A 20216-nucleotide genomic window follows, 5' to 3' on the forward strand; every position below is an offset into this window, starting at 1 on the left:
CGACGCTGGCGGTCACCCCGACGCTCCCGCGGGCCGCGCCGCCGGCATCGCAGGCCCTTTGTCGTCGCCGCGCCCCGATTCGGGTATGCAAGGACGCCTCGAAGACGGCGTCGTCCACCTCCCGGGCGACGCTCGACAGCGGTTCCACGACTCGCGCGGCTACGGGAGACCCACCGGCGGCGACGACCTCGAGGTCGCGCCCGTCGAGGCCGCCCACCTGCTCTCGCGGGACGACATCGACGGCGTGGACGGGATGGGCCTGCGCGAACTCCTCGCGCGAACGGGGACCACCCTCGACTTCGTCGTCTACAAGGACCTCCGCGACCGCGGGTTCTACCTCTCGCCCGCCCGGGAGGGCTGGCCCGGCGTCGGCGACGCCGCGGGCGCGGACTTCCTCGTCTACCCCCGCGGGAAAGGTCCGTGGGACGGCGAGGTCGAACACCGGGTCCGCGTCGTCGGCGAGCGCGAGAGTATCCCCGTCTCGTCGCTCGGGGACGTGGTGCTCGCCATCGTCGACGAGGACGGCGACCTGACCTACTTCGACACCGAGGGCTACTCCCCCGAGGGCACGGCCGCGGAGGACCTCCCGGCCGACCTCGACGCGGAGCTCCTCTCGGACCGCGCGCTCGTCTGGGACGGCGTCGACCGCCTCTACCAGCGCGGCTTCTTCGGTCAGCGACTCTACGGGAGAAACGCCGACAGCGGCCCGCTCCAACTGTCGCTCCTCGAAGCCGCCTACCTCGCCCGCGCCGACGCGCTCGCCACCGACGAGGCCGACGTGGTCTCCCGCGGCCGCGACGTCGAGGGCGACCGATTCGACCGCCGGCTCGCGGTCTACGCCGCGCTCCGGGGGGCCAAGACGGTCCCCAAGAGCGGCTTCAAGTTCGGCTCGGACTTCCGCGTCTACACGGAGTTCGAGTCGGTGTCTGACCTCTCGCACTCCGAGTTCCTCGTGCGCGTGGTCGCGCCCGACCACACGTTCGTCCCGCGGGACCTCTCGCTCGACGTTCGCCTCGCCGGCGGTGTCCGCAAGCGAATGGTTTTTGCGCTGACCGACGACAACGGAGAGATAGACTGGCTTTCGGTCAGTCGGCTCACGCCATGACAGACGACGAACCCGCGGAGCGCATCCGCACCGATGGAGGCACAGCAGAGGGAGCAGATGACGTCGCCCTCGACCCGTGGGGCTCGTCGACCGTCTCCGACTACCGGAAGCTGTTCGAGGAGTTCGGCATCGAGGAGTTCGACGAGGTGCTCGACGAGGTTCCGAACCCGCACTACCTGATGCGCCGCGGGGTCATCTTCGGCCACCGCGACTACCGGCCGGTCCTCGACGCCATGCGCGACGGCGACGACTTCGCCGTCCTCTCGGGCTTCATGCCGACGGGCGACCCCCACATCGGCCACAAGCTCGTCTTCGACGAGATAATCTGGCATCAAGAGCAGGGCGGCGACGCCTACGGCCTCATCGCCGACATGGAGGCGCACTCCGCCCGCGGCATCCCGTGGGACGAAATCAACGAGCACAGCCGCGACTACCTGCTGTCGCTCATCGCGCTCGGGTTCGACCCCGAGGCGGGCGAACTCTACCGACAGTCGGACAACGACCGCCTCCAGCGGCTCGCGTTCGAACTCGGCGGGAAGGCCAACTTCTCGGAGTTCCAGTCCATCTACGGCTTCGACGGCGAGACCAACGTCTCGCACATGCAGTCGGTCGTCACGCAGATGGCCGACATCCTCTACCCGCAGTTGGACGACCCCAAGCCGACGGTCATCCCGGTCGGCCCCGACCAGGACCCCCACGTCCGGTTCGCCCGCGACCTCGCCACCCGGATGCGATTCTTCAAGGTGACCGAGGCGTTCGCGAGCTTCGAACTCGACGACGCCGAGCGCCCGCTCGTCGCGGCCGCCCACGACGCCCGCGAGGCGTACGCCGAGGACGCCGACATGCCGCGGTGCGGCGAGGCGGCCGAGTGGCTCGCCGACGCCGACCTCGACGCGGCCGGCGTGCTCGTTTCCGAGTCGGTCCGCGAATCGGCGGTCGAGAAGCTCGAAAACGCCGGGATGGAACCGCTCCGCCCGCGGATTCGCTTCTTCGCCCGACAGGCGACCGACGAGGCGTTCGAGGCGCTCATCGAGGACATCGAGGGCGAAAAGCGCCGGTACGACCAGCACATCGACGCGTTCGACATGGGCGTCGACGAGGCCGAAGACCTCGCCCGCGAGGTCGAGGCCCACCACGGCGGCTACGGATTCATCCCGCCGTCCTCTATCTACCACCGTTTCATGACCGGTCTCACCGGCGGCAAGATGTCGTCGTCGATTCCGGCGAGCCACATCTCGCTTCTCGACGCGCCCGAGGAGGGCTACGACAAGGTAAAATCGGCGACGACTGGCGGCCGCGACACCGCCGACGAACAGCGCGAACTCGGCGGCGAGGCCGACAAGTGTCCGGTGTACGAGCTGTACGCCTACCTGCTGACGGGCGACGACGACGACCTCGCCAAGGAGGTCTACGACGAGTGCGTCGGCGGCGAGCGCCTCTGCGGCGGCTGCAAGGAGCAGGCGGCGACGATGATGCGGGAGTTCCTCGAAGACCACCACGAAAAGCGCGAGGAGGCCGAGGAGGTCCTCGACTCGCTGGACATCGACTTAGAGACGGAGCGGCGAGGGGTTGCCGCCGAGCACTAGTGAGCCGGTAACGCCACCCATCGCCCACACGACCGCTCACAACCCCACTTCTTCTCCCACGCCGCGCGCGTTCGACTTCTCGTAGAGGTACTCGGCGGTCGCGGCGTCGAGCACCGCCGACCCGACGCTCTCGACCACCAGAATCTCGTCGTCGTCGTCGCGACCGGCGTCGCCCTCGAACACCGCCGAGAGCGGAATCAGGTCGGACTCGTCGATGTCGGCCCCGCGCACGTCGCCGATGTCGGCGACTTCCTCGGGCACGTCGGCGAACACCCGCGCGGCCCGCTCGAACGTCTCGGCGTCGAGTTCCCGCATCTCGGGCGTGTAGGCCCCGACGGCGACGACGAGGGTTCCGGGTTCGAGCCGCGAGCCGTCGAAGACGGGCGCCTCGCTCGTCGTCGCGGTGACGACGACGTTCGCCTCGGAGACGGCCGCCTCGGGGGAGTCGACCGCTTCGGCGGGGAGGCCGTCCTCGCGGAGGTCGGCGGCGCACGCCTCGCGGGAGTCGCTCGGGGAGTAGACCCGGACTGACTCGACCGCGGAGCCGACGGCGACGGCGCGGCTCTGCCAGCGGGCCTGCGTGCCCGCGCCGAGGACGCCGAGTCGGACCGGGTCGGCGGCGAGGTACTCCGCGGCGAGCCCGCCGATACAGCCCGTGCGGGCGCTGGTAATCGTCGTCCCGTCGAGGAGCGCGAGCGGGAGGCCGGTCGTCGCGTCGGTGAGGACGACCTGCGCGTTCACCGTCGAAAGGCCGTGCGAGACGTTCTCGGGATGGACCGACGCGAGCTTCGTCGCGTACACCTCGCGGCCGTGGATGTACGCCGGCATGGTGAGGGCGGTGCCGAGCGGGCCGTCCCGCCCTGCCGGTTCCACACCCGCGCCCGCGACACCCTCGCCGCCGGTCCCGTCCCGAACCCTGTCGATGTCGATGCCGACCGGGAAGTGCGGTCTCGGGGGCCGTTCGACCTCGCCGCGACCCTGCTTGACGAACGCCTCCTCGACGACGGGAAACAGCTCCGCGAGCGACAGTAACTCGCCGACGGCGTCGGCGGAGAGTATACGGACCATACCCGGACGACTCGTCGCGGTCGGGTGAAAACATTGCGCCTCGCTAGTGTGTGACAGACAAACTCATGTCGGTGGCGAATCAGACAGGACCATGCACGTCCTCATCGTCGGCGGCGGGGTCGTCGGACTCGCCTGCGCCCACGCGCTGGCCGACCGCGGAGCCGAGGTCACCGTCTGCGAGGCGGGGACGCTCGGCGGCGGCAGCACGGGTCGCGCGGCGGGCGGCATCCGAACGCAGTTCTCCACGCGCGTGAACGTCGAACTCTCGCTCGCCAGCGTCCCCGTCTGGGAGTCCTTCGCGGACGACTTCGGCGTCGACATCGACTACCGTCGGTCGGGCTACCTCTTTCTGGCCCGGACCGAGGAGACCGCCGCGGCGTTCCGGGAGAACGTCGCCATGCAGACCGACGCGGGCGCGCCGAGTCGCGTCCTCTCGCCCGAGGAGGCCGCCGAGTACCTCCCGGAGCTCCGGGCCGAGTCGTTCGTCGCGGCGACCTTCTCGGCCGCCGACGGCGTCGCCGACCCGCACTCCGCGGTTCAGGGCTACTCGGACGCGGTCCGCGCCGCCGGCGTCGACGTTCGGACGAAGACGCCCGTGACCGACCTCGCTCGCGTCGGCGGCTGGCGGGCCGAGACGCCGGACGGACCCATCGACGCCGACGCCGTGGTCATCGCCGCGGGCGCGTGGTCCGGTCGGGTCGCGGCGCTCGCGGGCGTCGACCTCCCACTCGCGCCGCGCCGCCGACAGATAGCCGTCGTGGAGCCCGAGGGCGACCTTCCGGCGGACGCCCCGCTCACTATCGACCTCGACACGGGTGCGTACTTCCGGCCGGAGCGGGAGGGGACCGCCATCGTCGGCGGCCACTTCTCGGCGTCGGACCCCGACGTGGACCCGGACCGGTTCGACGAGTCGATGGATATCGAGTGGGCGGTGGAGGCGACGGAGCGGGCCGACGACGCCGCGGCCTACTTCGGTCCGGAGACGCGGATTCGAAACGGCTGGGCCGGACTGTACGCCGTGACGCCGGACCACCACGCGGTTCTGGACGAGGTCGAACCCGGTCTCGTCGTCGCCGCGGGCTTTTCGGGCCACGGCTTCCAGCACGCGCCCGCCACGGGCGAGGCCGTCGCCGACCTGTGTCTCGGCGAGGACGCCTGCGGGGTGGACGTGTCGGCGCTGTCGCTCGACCGGTTCGAGTCGGGCGAGACGCTCCGCGAGCGGAACGTGGCGTGAGAGAAATCGAACGCTCGGCTCAGGCGCTCATATCGACGACGGCGCGGAGTTCGCCGAGGACGCGGACGGGGTCGGCGACGTCGCGCGACGCGAGGACGCGAAAGCCGGTGTCGCCCTCGTCTTCGACGACGCGGTAGGTCCGTTCGCCGTCGTCGAACTCGTAGGGCGGCGAGGCCCGGACGAGGACGGCCTCGACGTCGTCTCTGTCGTCCGGTCGGTTCGGGGGTTTGACGATGAGCGACGCCTCGTGGCCGAGGCGAATCGCCGAGAGGGTCGTGTCCAGGTCTCGCATTCGTCTTCGCCGTCTCTCCGTCGGCCGGTACCAAGAACGTATCTGCGTTCGGACTGGCTCGGGACGGACGCGCAACGCTTTTACTCGGCACTCACAATCGGTCGCATATGGTGTCCGAACCCAAACGCGGGACGCGAGCGAGCGAACCGACCACCGACGGGTTCGGATTTTTCTTCCTGACCGCCTGAGGTCGGCGGACTCCGTGCGGGCGTCATCGCGCCCGCCGGACGAAACCGACCCCGCCGGTCAGCCCCGCCAGCGCGGCGAGGCTTCGAAACTGCTAACCGACCACCAGACGGCTAACGCCACAACGAACCAGATGCGACTTCCGGAATCACAGGTCGCGGTGTTGAACGCCGCGAGCGCCACCGACGAACGAACGATTGCACAGCTCGCGGAGGCGACGGACCAGAAGCCCGAGACGGTGACGGGCGCGGTCTTCGACCTCCGCGACGAGGGACTCGTCTCGGTCACCGAGACCACGGCGGAGTCCGTCGAACTGACCGACGAGGGCGTCCAGTACGCCGAGGAGGACCTCCCCGAGGTCCGGCTCTACCGCGCCGCGCTCGACGTGGGCGACGGCGACGCGGTCCCGATGGGGCAGGTCATCGGCGCGTCCTCCCTCGGCGGCCCGCAGGTCGACATCGCGCTGTCGAACTTCGCGCGCAAGGGCTACGGGACCATCGATTCGGGCGAACTCGCGCCCGACGCGGACGCCGACCCCGACGCCGACGAGGAGGCCGCCGCGCTCGCGGCCCTCGCCGCGGGCGAGTCCGTCGACGCCGACGTGCTCGACCAGCTCGAATCGCGACAGCTCGTGGTCCGCCACGAGCGCACCATCCGCGCCGTCACCCTCACAGACGAGGGCGTCACGGCGCTGATGGAGGGCGTCGAGGCCGCGGAGACGGTCGACCGCCTCACGCCCGAACTGCTCACCTCCGGCGAGTGGGAAGACGTGGAGTTCACGGAGTACAACGTCGAGGCCGACGCGCCCGAGGCCCGCGGCGGTAAGAAGCACATCCTCCGGCAGACCGCCGACCGCGTGAAGGACGTGCTCACCGGCATGGGCTTCGCCGAGATGGAAGGCCCGCACGCCGACGCGGACTTCTGGATTAACGACTGTCTGTTCATGCCGCAGGACCACCCGGCGCGCACCCACTGGGACCGCTTCGCCCTCGACGTGCCGCCGATGGAGGACATCCCCGAGGACCTCATCGACCGCGTCCGCGACGCCCACCTCAACGGCGTCGGCGAGGACGGCGACGGCTACCACTCGCCGTGGTCCGAGGACTTCGCGCGGGCCATCGCGCTCCGCGGCCACACCACGTCGCTGTCGATGCGCTACCTCTCGGGCCACGAGGTCGGCGAGTTAGAGCCGCCGCAGCGGTACTTCTCGGTCGAGAAGGTGTACCGCAACGACACGCTCGACCCGACGCACCTGCTGGAGTTCTACCAGATAGAGGGCTGGGTGATGGCCGAGGACCTCTCGGTGCGCGACCTGATGGGCACCTTCGAGGAGTTCTACTCCCACTTCGGCATCACGGACATCCAGTTCAAGCCGCACTACAACCCCTACACGGAGCCGTCGTTCGAGCTGTTCGGCCGACACCCCGAGACGGGCGAACTCATCGAAATCGGTAACTCCGGCATGTTCCGCGAGGAAGTGCTTCGCCCGCTCGGCGTCGAGTGCGACGTGATGGCGTGGGGCCTCGCCCTGGAGCGTCTCCTGATGCTCATGTACGGCTTCGACGACATCCGCGACGTGCACGGAACGCTGTGCGACCTCGACCTGCTCCGCGAGACGGAGGTGCTCAAGTAATGCCCGTAGTCGACGTTCAACCCGACGAACTGCGCCGCCTGACCGGCCACGAAGACAAGTCCGACGAGGAGTTCAAAGACGACCTGTTCGCGCTCGGACTGGAGTTCGAGGGCGTCACCGACGACGGGGCGTTCCAACTGGAGTTCGGTCCCGACCGCCTCGACCGCCTGTCGGTCGAAGGCGTCGCCCGCTCGCTTCGCTACCAGTACGGCGACGCCCGCGGCGTCTCGGTGCCGAACACGAACGACCCCGACTGGACCTTCGTCGTCGACGACGACGTGCCCGAGGAGCGACCCTACGTCACGGGCGCGGTCGTCCGCGGGGTCGACCTGGACGACGCGGCGCTCGACTCGCTCATCCAGTTGCAGGAGAAACTCCACGCGACGATGGGCCGCAAGCGCGCCAAGGGAGCCATCGGCATCCACGACCTGACGATGCTGAAAGGCGACGTGCTCTCGGAGAACGCCTCCGGCAACTCCATCACGTACACGGGCATCGAACCCGACGGCGACACGTTCGTCGCGCTCGACTCGAACGACGAACTCACGCCCGCCGAGGTGCTCGAACAGCACGACACCGGGCGGAAGTACGCCGACCTCGTGAGCGAGTACGACCGCTATCCGGCCATCTACGACGAAATCGGTCTGTTCTCGTTCCCGCCGGTCATCAACGGCCGCCGGACCGAGGTCTCGACGGACTCCCGCGACCTGCTCGTCGAACTCACCGGCACCGACCAGTGGACCATCGACCGGATGTGCAACATCATCTGCTACGCGCTGGCCGCCCGCGGGGCGACCATCGAGGACGTCGAGGTGCAGTACGGGGGTGGAACCGTCGTCAAGCCCGACTTCGAAGTCGAGACGAAACACGTCTCCCACGACCGCATCGAGACGGTTCTCGGCGTCGAGTTGGAGATGGACGAGGTCATCGACCTGTTCGAGCGCTCCGGGCTGGACGCGGACGCCGAGTTAGGTGAGGAGACCGTCTACGAGGTCTCTATCCCGCCGTACCGCGTGGACGTGCTCCACCCGCTCGACCTCGTCGACGACGTGGGTCGCGCCTACGGCTTCAACGAACTCGAACCGCGCTACCCCGACGTGGGGACGGTCGGCCAGCGCCACGAGCGCTCCCGACTCGAAGACGCCGTCCGCACCTCGCTCGTCGGCCTCGGCTTCGAGGACCTGCTCAACTTCCACATGATTTCGGAGGAGGAGAACTACGAGCGCATGGACGTCGAGGTCGGCTCCGAGTATCTCGGCGGCGGCGAACCGGCCTCCATCACCGAGCCGTACAGCGAGGACTACACCATGCTCCGGACGTGGGTGCTGCCCTCGCTGACGATGGTGCTGGAGAACAACACCCACCGGGCGTACCCGCAGGACCTCGCGGAAATCGGCCACGTGGCCCACCGCGACGACGGCGAGAACACCCGCGTCGCCGAGGCCCGGCACGTCGCGGCCGTCCTCGCCCGCCACGATGCGACCTACGAGGACGCGAAGGCTCGCCTCGCGGCGCTCTGCCGCGATTACGACGCGGAACTGGAGACGCCCGCGACCGAGCATCCGTCGTTCATCGACGGCCGCACCGCCGCGGTCGTCATCGACGGCGAGGAAGTCGGCGTCGTCGGCGAACTCCACCCGAAAGTCATCGTCGACCACGACCTCGAACTGCCGGTCGCGGCGTTCGAGTTCGACCTGTCGGCGCTGGCGTAGGAGTTTCGGCGGTCGTTTTTGGTCCAGATTTTTGCGTGACGAGCGGAGCGAGTCGCGGAAAACGGTGGGAGCTTCGACCTGTCGGCGTTGGTACAGGTGGACCGGAGATATTTTTGAGGGTCTACGAACCGAAATCGGATAACTTGAGGTAATTTAACGACGCCAGTAATTCTTTTCGTGCATTTGGTCAGAACGCGATAGAAACCTTTAGGACGCGAGTCGTCGCCTTTCCTGTATGAACGATAATGATGTACGCCGCGAGACGCTGGCGGTGACCCACGGCGAGCGCGGTCAGACCCCGGCCCCTGGCGTCGAGGACGTCGTCGTTCCGGTCCATCTCTCTTCGACCTACGCGGTGCCGACCATCGACCCCGACGCGGACCTGGAGACGCTCGACCCCGACGCGGGCGAGTACCTCTACTCGCGGCTGTCGAATCCGACGCGGAACGCGCTGGAACACCGGCTCGCGGCGCTCGAAGGTGCCGACCACGCGCTGGCGTTCGTCTCCGGCACGGCGGCCATCGCCGCGACGATGACCGCGGTGGTCCGGCCGGGCGACCACATCGTCGCGTTCGAGGACCTCTACGGCGGGACGAAGACGATGCTCAACCGGCTGTTCGCCGACCGGCTGAACGTGGACGTGTCGTTCGTCGACGCCACCGACCCGGAGAACGTCGCGGCCGCGATGCGCGAGGAGACGGCGCTCGTCTGGATGGAGACGCCGACGAACCCGCTCATGCACCTCTGCGACATCGAGGCCATCGCGGCCATCGCCGACGAGGGCGACGCGGTGTTCGGGGTGGACAACACCTTCCTCAGCCCGCAGTTCCAGAATCCGCTTTCGCTCGGGGCCGACGTGGTCGTCCACAGCACCACGAAGTACCTCAACGGTCACTCCGACTCCATCGGCGGCGCGGTCGTCACCGACCGCGAGGACGTACTGGAGGAGATTACCTTCCTCCAGCGCGTCGGGATGGGGTCGATGCTCTCGCCGTTCGACTCCTACCTGACGCTCCGGGGAATCAAGACGCTCCCGCTGCGGATGCGCCAGCACGAGGCCAACGCGATGGAAATCGCCGAGTTCCTCGAATCCCACGAGGCCGTGACGCGAGTGCTGTACCCGGGGCTGGAGTCCCATCCGCAACACGACCTCGCGGCGCGCCAGCAGTCGGGCTTCGGCGGGGTGCTGTCGTTCGAACTCGACACCGACCTCGACGGGACCGCCGAATTCCTCGGCGAACTCCGGGAGTTCCCGCTGGCGGTGAGTCTCGGCGGCGTCGAGAGCCTCATCGAGCACCCGGCGACGATGACCCACTCGCCGCTCTCGCAGACCGAACGCGACGCGCTCGGCATCTCCGATTCGTTGCTTCGGATGTCCGTGGGCGTCGAGCACGTCGACGACCTTCGTTCGGACCTCGAATCGGCGCTTTCGGTCCTGTAGGTAGTCACCGCTCTCGCGCCCGAATTCCGTTCCCTCGGGCACTTAACCGAGGCGTTTAACAGTCCGCCCGGCTGTAGGTACGCCAACGCAATGCCGAGCGGAGAATACGATCCGGAAACCGTCGAGGCGAAGTGGCAAGAGAGGTGGGTCGACGAAGACCTGTACGCGTACCCGGAGCGTGCGGTAGACCCCGACACCGTCTTCTCCATCGACTCACCGCCGCCGACGGTGTCCGGGAGCCTCCACTGGGGCCACGTCTACGGCTTCACCCTCCAGGACTTCGTCGCCCGGTTCAACCGGATGCGCGGCGACGAGGTGTACTTCCCGTTCGGTTACGACGACAACGGCATCGCGTCGGAGCTCCTGACCGAGGACGAACTCGGAATCAAACACCAGGACTACGAGCGACGCGAGTTCCAGAAGCTCTGCCGCGAGGTCACGGCGGAGTACGAAGGGGAGTTCACGGAGAAGATGCAGAACCTCGGCATCTCCATCGACTGGGACCAGACGTACCAGACGATTTCGCCCGAGGTCCAGCGCGTCTCCCAGCTCTCTTTCGTCGACCTCTACGACAAGGGTCGGCAGTACCGCCAGCGCGCCCCCGCCATCTGGTGTCCCGAGTGCGAGACCGCAATCTCGCAGGTCGAGACCGAAGACGACGAGCAGGGCTCGCACTTCCACGACATCGAGTTCGGCGTGGCCGAGTCCGAGGAGTCGTTCGTCATCTCCACGACGCGACCCGAACTGCTCCCCGCCTGCGTCGCCGTCTTCGTCCATCCCGACGACGACGACAACGAGCACCTCGTCGGGCAGGAAGCGGAGGTTCCGCTGTTCGGACAGCGGGTTCCCATCCTCGAAGACGAGCGCGTCGACCTGGAGACCGGCACGGGTCTCGTCATGTGCTGTACCTTCGGCGACCAGACCGACATCGAGTGGTATCAGGCCCACGACCTACCGCTCCGCGTCGCCATCGACGAGTCCGGCACGATGACCGAGGAGGCCGACGAGTACGCCGGTCTCTCCGCCGACGAGGCGCGGGAGGCCATCGTCTCCGACCTCGACGACGCCGGGGCGCTCCTCGACAAGCGCGCCATCACGCACACGGTCAACGTCCACGAGCGGTGCGGCACGAGCGTCGAGTTCCTCGTCAAGGACCAGTGGTACATCAAACTGCTCGACAAGCGCGAGGAGTACCTCGAAGCCGGCGAGCAGATGGACTGGTACCCCGAGAAGATGTTCACGCGGTACAAGAACTGGATCGAGGGTCTCCAGTGGGACTGGGCCATCTCGCGGCAGCGCTCCTCGGGGATTCCGTTCCCCGTCTGGTACTGCGAGGACTGCGAGCACGTGGTCGTCGCCGACCGCGAGGACCTGCCGGTCGACCCGCTCTCGGACGACCCGCCGGTCGATGCCTGCCCCGAGTGCGGCCACGACGAGTTCGCCGCCGAGGACGACGTGTTCGACACGTGGGCGACCTCGTCGCTCACGCCCCTCATCAACGGCGGCTGGGACTGGAACCCGGAGACGGAGGCGATGGAACTCGAACGGCCCGAACTCTACCCGTTCGACATGCGCCCGCAGGGCCACGACATCATCTCCTTTTGGCTGTTCCACACGGTCGTCAAGTGCTACGAGCACACCGGCGAGGTCCCGTTCGACAGCGTCATGATAAACGGGATGGTCCTCGACGAGAACCGCGAGAAGATGTCGAAGTCCGTCGGTAACGTCGTCTCGCCCGACGAGGTCTTAGAGAAGTTCCCGGTCGACGCCGCCCGCTACTGGGCCGCCGGGAGCGCCGTCGGCGACGACCTGCCGTACCAGGAGAAGGGCCTCGTCGCGGGCGAGAAACTCATGCGGAAGCTCTGGAACGCCTCGAAGCTCGTCGAGAGCCTCACCGAGGACGCGCCCGCCGAGTTCGACCACGACGACCTGAAGGCCATCGACCGCTGGCTTCTGGCCTCGCTCGACCGCGAACTCGAGTTCGTCACGGAGAAACTGGAGAACCGCGAGTTCTCGAAGGCGCGCGACCGCCTGCGTAGTTTCTTCTGGCACACGTTCTGTGACGACTACCTCGAAATCGCCAAACAGCGCGTCCGCGAGGGCGACGACCCCTCGGCGGCGTACACGCTCCAGACCGCCCACAAGCGGTTCCTGACCTGCTTCGCGCCCATCCTCGCACACGTCACGGAGGAACTCTGGCGCGACATGTACGACGAAACGAGCGTCCACGACCAGTCGTGGCCCGAACCGCTCGGACTCGACGCCGACGTCGCGGCCGGCGAAACCGCGATGGCCGTCGTCGGCGCGCTCCGCAAGTACAAAAGCGACAACCAGCTCTCGATGAACGCCCCCGTCGACCTCGTGCAGGTGTACGGCGACATCCACGGCTTCGAGGAGGACGTGAGCGGCGTCATGCACATCGAGGCGCTCGAACTGCTCGACGAGGAGCCCGAAATCGAGTCGGTCGTGACCGGCGTCGACCTCGACTACTCCCTCGTCGGCCCCGAGTACGGCGCGCAGGTCCCGGACATCGAGGCCGCCCTCGAAAGCGACGACTACGAGGTCGAAGACGGCGTCATGCACGTCGCGGGCGTCGAACTCGACCCCGAGATGTTCACCATCGAGGAGTCCCGCGAGTACGTCGGCGAAGGCGACATGCTCGAAGCCGGCGACGCCATCGTCATCGTCCAGCACGCCGACTGAGACGGCCACTCGGTCGTTTCCGTCCGCGTTCTTTTCCCGGTATTCGGTCGCTTAGCGGGCGGCCCGTCAGTCGTCGCCGCTCGGCACCGTCGTCTCGACCTCTGTCTCCGGCTCAGTCTCAGTCTCATCTACGTCGCCGAAGGCGTCCAGCACCGCCGCCGCGTCTTCGACGTGGGGAATCGTCATCGGATGATTCGCGTTCGCGTCGTCGGTGCGAGCCTCCTCGGGGTCGGGGACGGTGAGTCCCACGTCGGGACTCGTGTCCACACCCGTCTCGAACCGTATCGTCTCCGTGCCGAACAGGCGGTCGACGGCGTCGGTGGACACGCTGACGTCGGTGACCGCGTCGCGTTCGAGGCGTGCTTGCGGCTCGTCCAACAGCGCGTCGTGGGCGACGAGCACGTCCCCGTAGCACCGGAACTCGACGGGTCCGTAGGCGAGGTAGCGTGAGGTCCCTCGGATAGTCCCGAACGCGGCGGCGAGGGCGAGCGGCGCGAGCGCGAACGTCCACGCGCCGAAGAAGACGAGCGCGGCGGCGACGCCGTAGCACCACAGCACGCCGCTGGTGACCGTGTACCGGAGGCTTTGGGAGACCGCGTCGGTGAGGGCGACCGAACGGGCGGGCGTGGTTCGATAGGTCGGCGCTCCTGCAGGCACCTCCACCGGGATCGGTTCGATTTCGGTCTCCTCGCTCCCGTAGAGTCGGTAGAAGACGCCCCGCGTTTCGCTCCGTTCGAGTTGGAGCGCGCGGAGGTCGTAGAGGAACTTCAGGCCGACGAGGATCACGAGGAACACGTCGTTTTCGAGTTCGATCGCGAACGGTCCGAAGACGAACAACAGCAGTCCGACGGCGAACAGGAGTTTGAACGGGGGGAGCAACACCGACCGCGCGGAGTGGTCGCGGTAGCCGCCCGCCGCGAAGTAGCCGGTGACCGTTTCGACGCCCCGCCCGACGAACACGCTCACGCCGCCCAGAAGGATTTGTCCGGCGACCACGTCGGTGACGACCGGGTCGGTCAGGCCGAAGGCGACGAAGGCGACGGCGAGTTCGAGCGGGACGAGCAGGAACGCCGCGATGAGGAGCGTCGGAACGTTCCGCGGGTAGAACCGCGGGAGGGACCGGGGCAGCGAGACTCCCCCTCGCTTGGCTTGCAACGGGCCGAACAGTCGGTCCCCGTCGCCGATGGCGTTGTTGGGGCGCTTCGCTGCGAAGGGTATCTTCACGAGCGTCCAGCACAGCACGGCGGCGATTTCGGCGACGAACACGCCGAAGAGCACGGTCGGAGACCAGTCGAGGAACAGGACGCCGACGGGCGCGACGGCGTTCGAGGCGAGGACCGCCAGCACGCCGGAGTCACGAGGTGAGGGAGGGCGCACGACTTTTCAACCGGATGGGAAGAAAATCAGTCTTCGGTTCGCTATCAGCGCGCAGGTCCTCGGTCGTTGCGGCCGCGGTCGGCGAGATTTCGGGCCGCTACAGTCCCGACCCGACGGCGTCGGCCACGTCGTCGAAGCCGTCGCGGTCGAGCAGGTCGAGGAGGCCGCGGTTGATGTCGCGGGCGATAGACGGTCCCTCGTAGACCATGCCCGTGTAGAGTTGGACCATCTCGGCCCCGGCGCGAATCTTTCTGTAGGCGCTTTCGGCGTCCGAGACGCCGCCGACGCCGACGATGGGCACGTCGGTCCGCTCGGCGATGAAGCGAATCATGTTCGTGGCCTCGGCCTCGATCGGCTTCCCGGAGAGACCGCCGCGTTCTGCCCGGTTTGGGTTCCGCAGGGTGTCGGGCCGAGAGGTGGTCGTGTTGCTGGCGATGACGCCGTCGAGACCGAGTTCGTCGACGACTTCGAGCGCGTCCTCCACGGCGGGGTCCGGGAGGTCGGGCGAGAGTTTCACGAGAAGCGGGTCGGCGCCGGCGTCGACGAGCGTCCCGAGAATCGCTTCGAGCGAGTCGCGGTTCTGCAGGTCGCGGAAGCCCTCGCTGTTGGGACACGAGACGTTGACGACGAAGTAGTCCGCGCCGTCGGCGACGCGCTCGTAGGTGTAGCGGTAGTCGTCGGGGGCCTCCTCTGTGGGCGTTACCTCCGAGAGCGCGAGGTTGACGCCGACGGGGATGTCCGGGAGGGGTCCGGCGGCGAGGCGCTCTCCGACCGCGTCCGCGCCCTCGTTGTTGAGGCCCATGCGGTTGATGAGCGCCTCGTCTTCGGGGAGGCGGAACATCCGGGGGCGCGGGTTTCCGGGCTGGGGCTCCGCGGTGACGCCGCCGACTTCCACGTGGCCGAAGCCGAGCGCCGAAAGAACGGTGGGTATCTCGGCGTTCTTGTCGAACCCGGCCGCGACGCCGACCGGGTTCGGGAAGTCGAGGCCGAACGCGTTCGTCGCGAGTCGGGAGTCGTCGACTCGGTAGCGCCGCTCTAAGAGCGGTTCGACCGGAGTGCCGCGAGCGGTCGCGAGCAGTCCGTGGATGGTCCGGTGGGCGGTCTCCGGTGGAAACGAAAAGAGGAGTGGTTTGGCGAGGTGATAGGGGTTCATTGCTGTCTGTCGTGCCTTCCGCTGGTGACGGGTCGGTTCGAGACGATACGTATCACGCGCTCAGAAGTCGTGTTCGACCTGGTCTGGGTCCGCTTTTTGGATGATGATTTTACCGTCCCGAACGCGGACGAACACCTCGTCGCCGATCTCCATTCCGGCGACCGCGAGTTCGTCTTCGTGGAGGTTGACATGGACGTTGTGGTACTCGCCGTTCTCGTCTTTGGCGCCACTCGGACTGAGCTTCTTTTTCCGGACCATCTGGGGGTCTATCCGTTGGTTCGCCGCAGGGGATACATAAGTGTTGTCTCCGTCCTCCCGGAGAGTGGTGATTTTCGCCGGAACCCGACCGTCTCGCAGCGAAGTCCGTCGCATCGTCGGCGAGGTGAGTCGGCGCGTCGAACCGGTCGAGTATATAAGTAACACGGCGTCGTCGGTCGAAATTCGTCGATATATTTATCATGTGCCATGTGGTTCATTGGCATAGAGGTGGAAAATCATGGTACGCGAGGACGGTAAGCGGAACTTCGTGCTCCGAGAGGAGGACGGTACAGAGACGAGCGTGTTTTCGGGCAGCATGCCGAGGCAAGCGGCGCTCAAGGCGGCCCGACGACTCGACCCCGCCGGGTCCGAAGACGACGCGAAGTCGGACGCGGTCGAGATTCGACTCCGGGAGAAGGGGACTGACAAGGTCCACATCTTCGACGCGTGGGCGTGGAACAGCAGCGCCCCGGAGGACAAGCCCGGCTGGATGGAGGGGAAGATTACCAAAGGAAACGTTTCCAAGAAGGGAATCGAGCACCTCGACGAGTAGCGCGACCGACGTTCACATTCTTATCGTGCGCACGCACGTGTAGCACCCCGAGTCGTAGTGCAGTCGATACGCCTTTCAAACAGCGCCGCCAGCGTCTGCTTGCGCGACCGACACCCGGTCAGACCGAACGTACGACGCGGGGGATGACCGACCGGCCTCCAGTCGCGCGATATCTACGTCCTCGAGAGTTATCCGTGTCTCCGAGAGTCTATCATTATTTTATGAATAATCCCGCCATGAAACCGCATGACGAAGCGCCATCGGTTCGACGGCCTTTTATGTATCCCCGGCATTCGGATTAATGCGAAGAAGCGCACGGGGGCACTCCCCCCGAAGGCTTCCACCGAACGCCCCGACCCCAAGGTCGTCAGGCGCCCACCGGGATGACACACCTTCCCGGGGGTCGCCACGATACGACGGCCTTAAGTGGTCCAAGGCATTTCGGATGAATGCGAACGACACACCNCACCGGGATGACACACCTTCCCGGGGGTCGCCACGATACGACGGCCTTAAGTGGTCCAAGGCATTTCGGATGAATGCGAACGACACACCGCGATTGCAGGGCGATTCAACGCGTCCTGCCTCACCGGGCCAGAACCCACGGAGGTTCGAAGGGTTTATACCCACGAATCGCCTCGGTTCAGGTCCGAAGGAAATGAGGATTCCGCCCCTGCGGTACGCCGCAAGACGGTATCTGATGTTAGCCCTAGTAGTTCGGTGACATCCGAACGGATGTCATACGAACTCGGACCTTTGAACGGTGATTTGACAGCANCCCGCCAAAACCCCGCGACCAGGTTTAAATGGTCGCGACCCATTCCGGTTGATCCTGCCGGAGGTCATTGCTATTGGGGTCCGATTTAGCCATGCTAGTTGCACGAGTTCATACTCGTGGCGAAAAGCTCAGTAACACGTGGCCAAACTACCCTACAGAGAACGATAACCTCGGGAAACTGAGGCTAATAGTTCATACGGGAGTCATGCTGGAATGCCGACTCTCCGAAACGCTCAGGCGCTGTAGGATGTGGCTGCGGCCGATTAGGTAGACGGTGGGGTAACGGCCCACCGTGCCGATAATCGGTACGGGTTGTGAGAGCAAGAGCCCGGAGACGGAATCTGAGACAAGATTCCGGGCCCTACGGGGCGCAGCAGGCGCGAAACCTTTACACTGCACGCAAGTGCGATAAGGGGACCCCAAGTGCGAGGGCATATAGTCCTCGCTTTTCNGGAATAAGAGCTGGGCAAGACCGGTGCCAGCCGCCGCGGTAATACCGGCAGCTCAAGTGATGACCGATATTATTGGGCCTAAAGCGTCCGTAGCCGGCCATGAAGGTTCATCGGGAAATCCGCCAGCTCAACTGGCGGGCGTCCGGTGAAAACCACATGGCTTGGGACCGGAAGGCTCGAGGGGTACGTCCGGGGTAGGAGTGAAATCCCGTAATCCTGGACGGACCACCGATGGCGAAAGCACCTCGAGAAGACGGATCCGACGGTGAGGGACGAAAGCTAGGGTCTCGAACCGGATTAGATACCCGGGTAGTCCTAGCTGTAAACGATGCTCGCTAGGTGTGACACAGGCTACGAGCCTGTGTTGTGCCGTAGGGAAGCCGAGAAGCGAGCCGCCTGGGAAGTACGTCCGCAAGGATGAAACTTAAAGGAATTGGCGGGGGAGCACTACAACCGGAGGAGCCTGCGGTTTAATTGGACTCAACGCCGGACATCTCACCAGCTCCGACTATAGTGATGACGATCAGGTTGATGACCTTATCACGACGCTATAGAGAGGAGGTGCATGGCCGCCGTCAGCTCGTACCGTGAGGCGTCCTGTTAAGTCAGGCAACGAGCGAGACCCGCACTTCTAATTGCCAGCAGCAGTTTCGACTGGCTGGGTACATTAGAAGGACTGCCGCTGCTAAAGCGGAGGAAGGAACGGGCAACGGTAGGTCAGTATGCCCCGAATGAGCTGGGCTACACGCGGGCTACAATGGTCGAGACAATGGGTTGCTATCTCGAAAGAGAACGCTAATCTCCTAAACTCGATCGTAGTTCGGATTGAGGGCTGAAACTCGCCCTCATGAAGCTGGATTCGGTAGTAATCGCATTTCAATAGAGTGCGGTGAATACGTCCCTGCTCCTTGCACACACCGCCCGTCAAAGCACCCGAGTGAGGTCCGGATGAGGCCACCACACGGTGGTCGAATCTGGGCTTCGCAAGGGGGCTTAAGTCGTAACAAGGTAGCCGTAGGGGAATCTGCGGCTGGATCACCTCCTAACGACCGAGACCACCCCGACGGGGNGAATCTGGGCTTCGCAAGGGGGCTTAAGTCGTAACAAGGTAGCCGTAGGGGAATCTGCGGCTGGATCACCTCCTAACGACCGAGACCACCCCGACGGGGTGGCTCACACGCGATCTTCCGAGTTCACCGATGACACCCGTTCGGACACCTTAGAACTACTAGGGCTAACACGGGCCCATAGCTCAGTGGTAGAGTGCCTCCTTTGCAAGGAGGATGCCCAGGGTTCGAATCCCTGTGGGTCCATGGTAAGCAGTATTCCACTCCGAAACGATCGTGCCACTTAAGTGTGGCAAGACGTTTCGACAGAATGGATACTGACGACAGATGCACCATCCCGCGCAAGCGAGGTTGGGAAGGGTCGAAAACACGCCTCGGCTATCTCCGAGGGTGTTTGATGAAACCGTGTGTACGTGCAATCCAGGCGTCCACTGGACCCGTTCTCCGGGTCACAGTGACTATATCAACTGGCTACTGTGCCAGCTGGTGGATAGCTCGGCTCGAGAGCCGATGACGGACGTGCCAAGCTGCGAAAAGCCTCAGGGACCCGCATGGAGGGAAAGAACTGAGGATCTCCGAATGGGAATCCCCACGCAATTGCCTCGCGCAATGGGGAACGTTCCGAATTGAAACATCTTAGTAGGAACAGGAAAAGAAAGCAATCCGCGATGTCGTTAGTAACGGCGAGTGAACGCGATACAGTCCAAACCGAAGCCTTCGGGCAATGTGGTGTACGGACTACCCATAACGGACCTGGATCTTATGTGAAGTCTCCTGGAACGGAGCGTGATACAGGGTGAAAACCCCGTAACATAAGATTCAGATCCCGGGGTTGTTCCAGAATAGCGGGGGTTGGATATCCCTCGTGAATTTCGCAGGCATCAACTGCGAAGACTAAACACTCCTCGAGACCGATAGCGAACAAGTAGCGTGAGCGAACGCTGAAAAGCACCCCGAAAAGGGCGGTGCAATAGGGCTTGAAATCAGTTGGCGATAGAGCGACGTGGCATACAAGGTCACTCGACGAAAGAACTGGGAGCGATCCCGTAGTATGACTCGAGTGAAGCCGATGTTACGTCGTGCGTTTTGAAAAACGAACCATGGAGTGCATCTGACTGGCGAGTCTAAGGGGTGAACCCCCGGAGGCATAGGGAAACCGATACGGCCGCAGTCTTTGACCAGGGCCACCGTCTTCAAGGGCGGGGAGCCAACCGGATGCGACCCGAAACCAAGTGATCTACGCCGGAGCAGGGCGAAGCGTGGCGAAAGCTGCGTGGAGGCCCGTTAGAGTTGGTGTCCTACAATACCCTCTCGTGACTCTGGTGTAGGGGTGAAAGGCCCATCGAACTTGGCAACAGCTGGTTCCAACCGAAACATGTCGAAGCATGACCTCTGATGAGATAGTCTGTGAGGTAGAGCGACCGATTGGGAATCCGGACTCCGAGAGGAGTTCGCTTCCCTGTCAAACTCCGAACTTACAGACGTCGTAGACTCAGGGAGTCCGGTGTGCGGGGTAAGCTTGTGCACCGTGAGGGAGACAACCCAGAGCCAGGTTAAGGACCCAAAGTGTGGATTAAGTGTGATTGAAGATTGTCTCGAGCCCTAAACAGCCGGGAGG

General features: G+C 65.5%; 13 protein-coding genes, 1 tRNA gene and 2 rRNA genes. 11 read left to right on the forward strand and 5 right to left on the reverse strand.

What is annotated here, in order from left to right:
• Positions 1-85 precede the first annotated feature (85 nt).
• Both endA and C454_RS07630 read left to right on the forward strand, forming a co-directional pair.
• Positions 86-1105, forward strand: coding sequence for a tRNA-intron lyase (gene endA / locus C454_RS07625; RefSeq protein ID WP_004974201.1), 1020 nt, complete (start codon positions 86-88; stop codon positions 1103-1105).
• Positions 1102-2691 carry a tryptophan--tRNA ligase gene (locus tag C454_RS07630; protein WP_004974203.1) on the forward strand — a complete coding sequence of 530 codons (1590 nt, stop codon included), beginning with the start codon at positions 1102-1104 and terminating at the stop codon, positions 2689-2691. Before endA ends, C454_RS07630 begins: the two co-directional genes overlap by 4 nt.
• Positions 2692-2727: 36 nt before the next feature.
• Here the strand turns inward: C454_RS07630 and C454_RS07635 are convergent, their stop codons facing one another.
• Positions 2728-3759 carry an ornithine cyclodeaminase family protein gene (locus C454_RS07635; RefSeq protein WP_004974207.1) on the reverse strand — a complete coding sequence of 344 codons (1032 nt, stop codon included), beginning with the start codon at positions 3757-3759 and terminating at the stop codon, positions 2728-2730.
• A 91-nt stretch (positions 3760-3850) separates the two neighbouring features.
• Between C454_RS07635 and C454_RS07640 the strand changes: the two genes are divergently transcribed.
• A complete protein-coding gene (locus C454_RS07640) occupies positions 3851-4993 on the forward strand; it encodes an NAD(P)/FAD-dependent oxidoreductase (RefSeq protein WP_004974209.1) in 1143 nt (380 codons plus the stop codon).
• A 19-nt stretch (positions 4994-5012) separates the two neighbouring features.
• Here the strand turns inward: C454_RS07640 and C454_RS07645 are convergent, their stop codons facing one another.
• A complete protein-coding gene (locus C454_RS07645; RefSeq protein WP_004974211.1) occupies positions 5013-5285 on the reverse strand; it encodes a hypothetical protein in 273 nt (90 codons plus the stop codon).
• Positions 5286-5604: 319 nt separating this feature from the next.
• Between C454_RS07645 and pheS the strand changes: the two genes are divergently transcribed.
• The 4 genes from pheS to C454_RS07665 all read left to right on the forward strand — a co-directional run bounded on the left by pheS (position 5605) and on the right by C454_RS07665 (position 12960).
• Complete coding sequence (gene pheS / locus C454_RS07650) at positions 5605-7104, forward strand: phenylalanine--tRNA ligase subunit alpha (protein ID WP_004974214.1); 1500 nt, start codon at positions 5605-5607, stop codon at positions 7102-7104.
• Positions 7104-8816 (forward strand): phenylalanine--tRNA ligase subunit beta, encoded by a 1713-nt coding sequence (gene pheT / locus C454_RS07655; protein WP_004974215.1) that lies wholly within the window; start codon positions 7104-7106, stop codon positions 8814-8816. The genes pheS and pheT overlap by 1 nt, the downstream gene beginning before the upstream one ends.
• A gap of 235 nt (positions 8817-9051) precedes the next feature.
• A complete protein-coding gene (locus C454_RS07660) occupies positions 9052-10257 on the forward strand; it encodes a trans-sulfuration enzyme family protein (RefSeq protein ID WP_049905035.1) in 1206 nt (401 codons plus the stop codon).
• Between the two features lie 90 nt (positions 10258-10347).
• Positions 10348-12960 carry a valine--tRNA ligase gene (locus tag C454_RS07665; protein WP_004974220.1) on the forward strand — a complete coding sequence of 871 codons (2613 nt, stop codon included), beginning with the start codon at positions 10348-10350 and terminating at the stop codon, positions 12958-12960.
• A gap of 66 nt (positions 12961-13026) precedes the next feature.
• Here the strand turns inward: C454_RS07665 and C454_RS07670 are convergent, their stop codons facing one another.
• The 3 genes from C454_RS07670 to C454_RS07680 all read right to left on the reverse strand — a co-directional run bounded on the left by C454_RS07670 (position 13027) and on the right by C454_RS07680 (position 15748).
• Positions 13027-14337 (reverse strand): DUF6498-containing protein, encoded by a 1311-nt coding sequence (locus tag C454_RS07670; protein WP_275039249.1) that lies wholly within the window; start codon positions 14335-14337, stop codon positions 13027-13029.
• 97 nt (positions 14338-14434) lie between these two features.
• On the reverse strand, positions 14435-15490 hold the full coding sequence (locus tag C454_RS07675; RefSeq protein ID WP_004974225.1) for a quinone-dependent dihydroorotate dehydrogenase: 1056 nt from the start codon (positions 15488-15490) through the stop codon (positions 14435-14437).
• Between the two features lie 60 nt (positions 15491-15550).
• Positions 15551-15748, reverse strand: a complete 198-nt coding sequence (locus C454_RS07680; protein ID WP_004044784.1) for a hypothetical protein — start codon at positions 15746-15748, stop codon at positions 15551-15553.
• 238 nt (positions 15749-15986) lie between these two features.
• Between C454_RS07680 and C454_RS07685 the strand changes: the two genes are divergently transcribed.
• From C454_RS07685 to C454_RS20910, 4 genes are all read left to right on the forward strand, one after another.
• On the forward strand, positions 15987-16301 hold the full coding sequence (locus C454_RS07685; protein ID WP_004044781.1) for a non-histone chromosomal MC1 family protein: 315 nt from the start codon (positions 15987-15989) through the stop codon (positions 16299-16301).
• Positions 16302-17120: 819 nt separating this feature from the next.
• A 16S ribosomal RNA gene (locus C454_RS07690) occupies positions 17121-18575 on the forward strand.
• A gap of 197 nt (positions 18576-18772) precedes the next feature.
• A tRNA-Ala gene (locus tag C454_RS07695) sits at positions 18773-18844 on the forward strand.
• 216 nt (positions 18845-19060) lie between these two features.
• Positions 19061-20216 (forward strand): 23S ribosomal RNA (locus C454_RS20910); the annotation flags it as partial.

The organism is Haloferax gibbonsii ATCC 33959 (assembly GCF_000336775.1).
Lineage (GTDB): Archaea > Halobacteriota > Halobacteria > Halobacteriales > Haloferacaceae > Haloferax > Haloferax gibbonsii.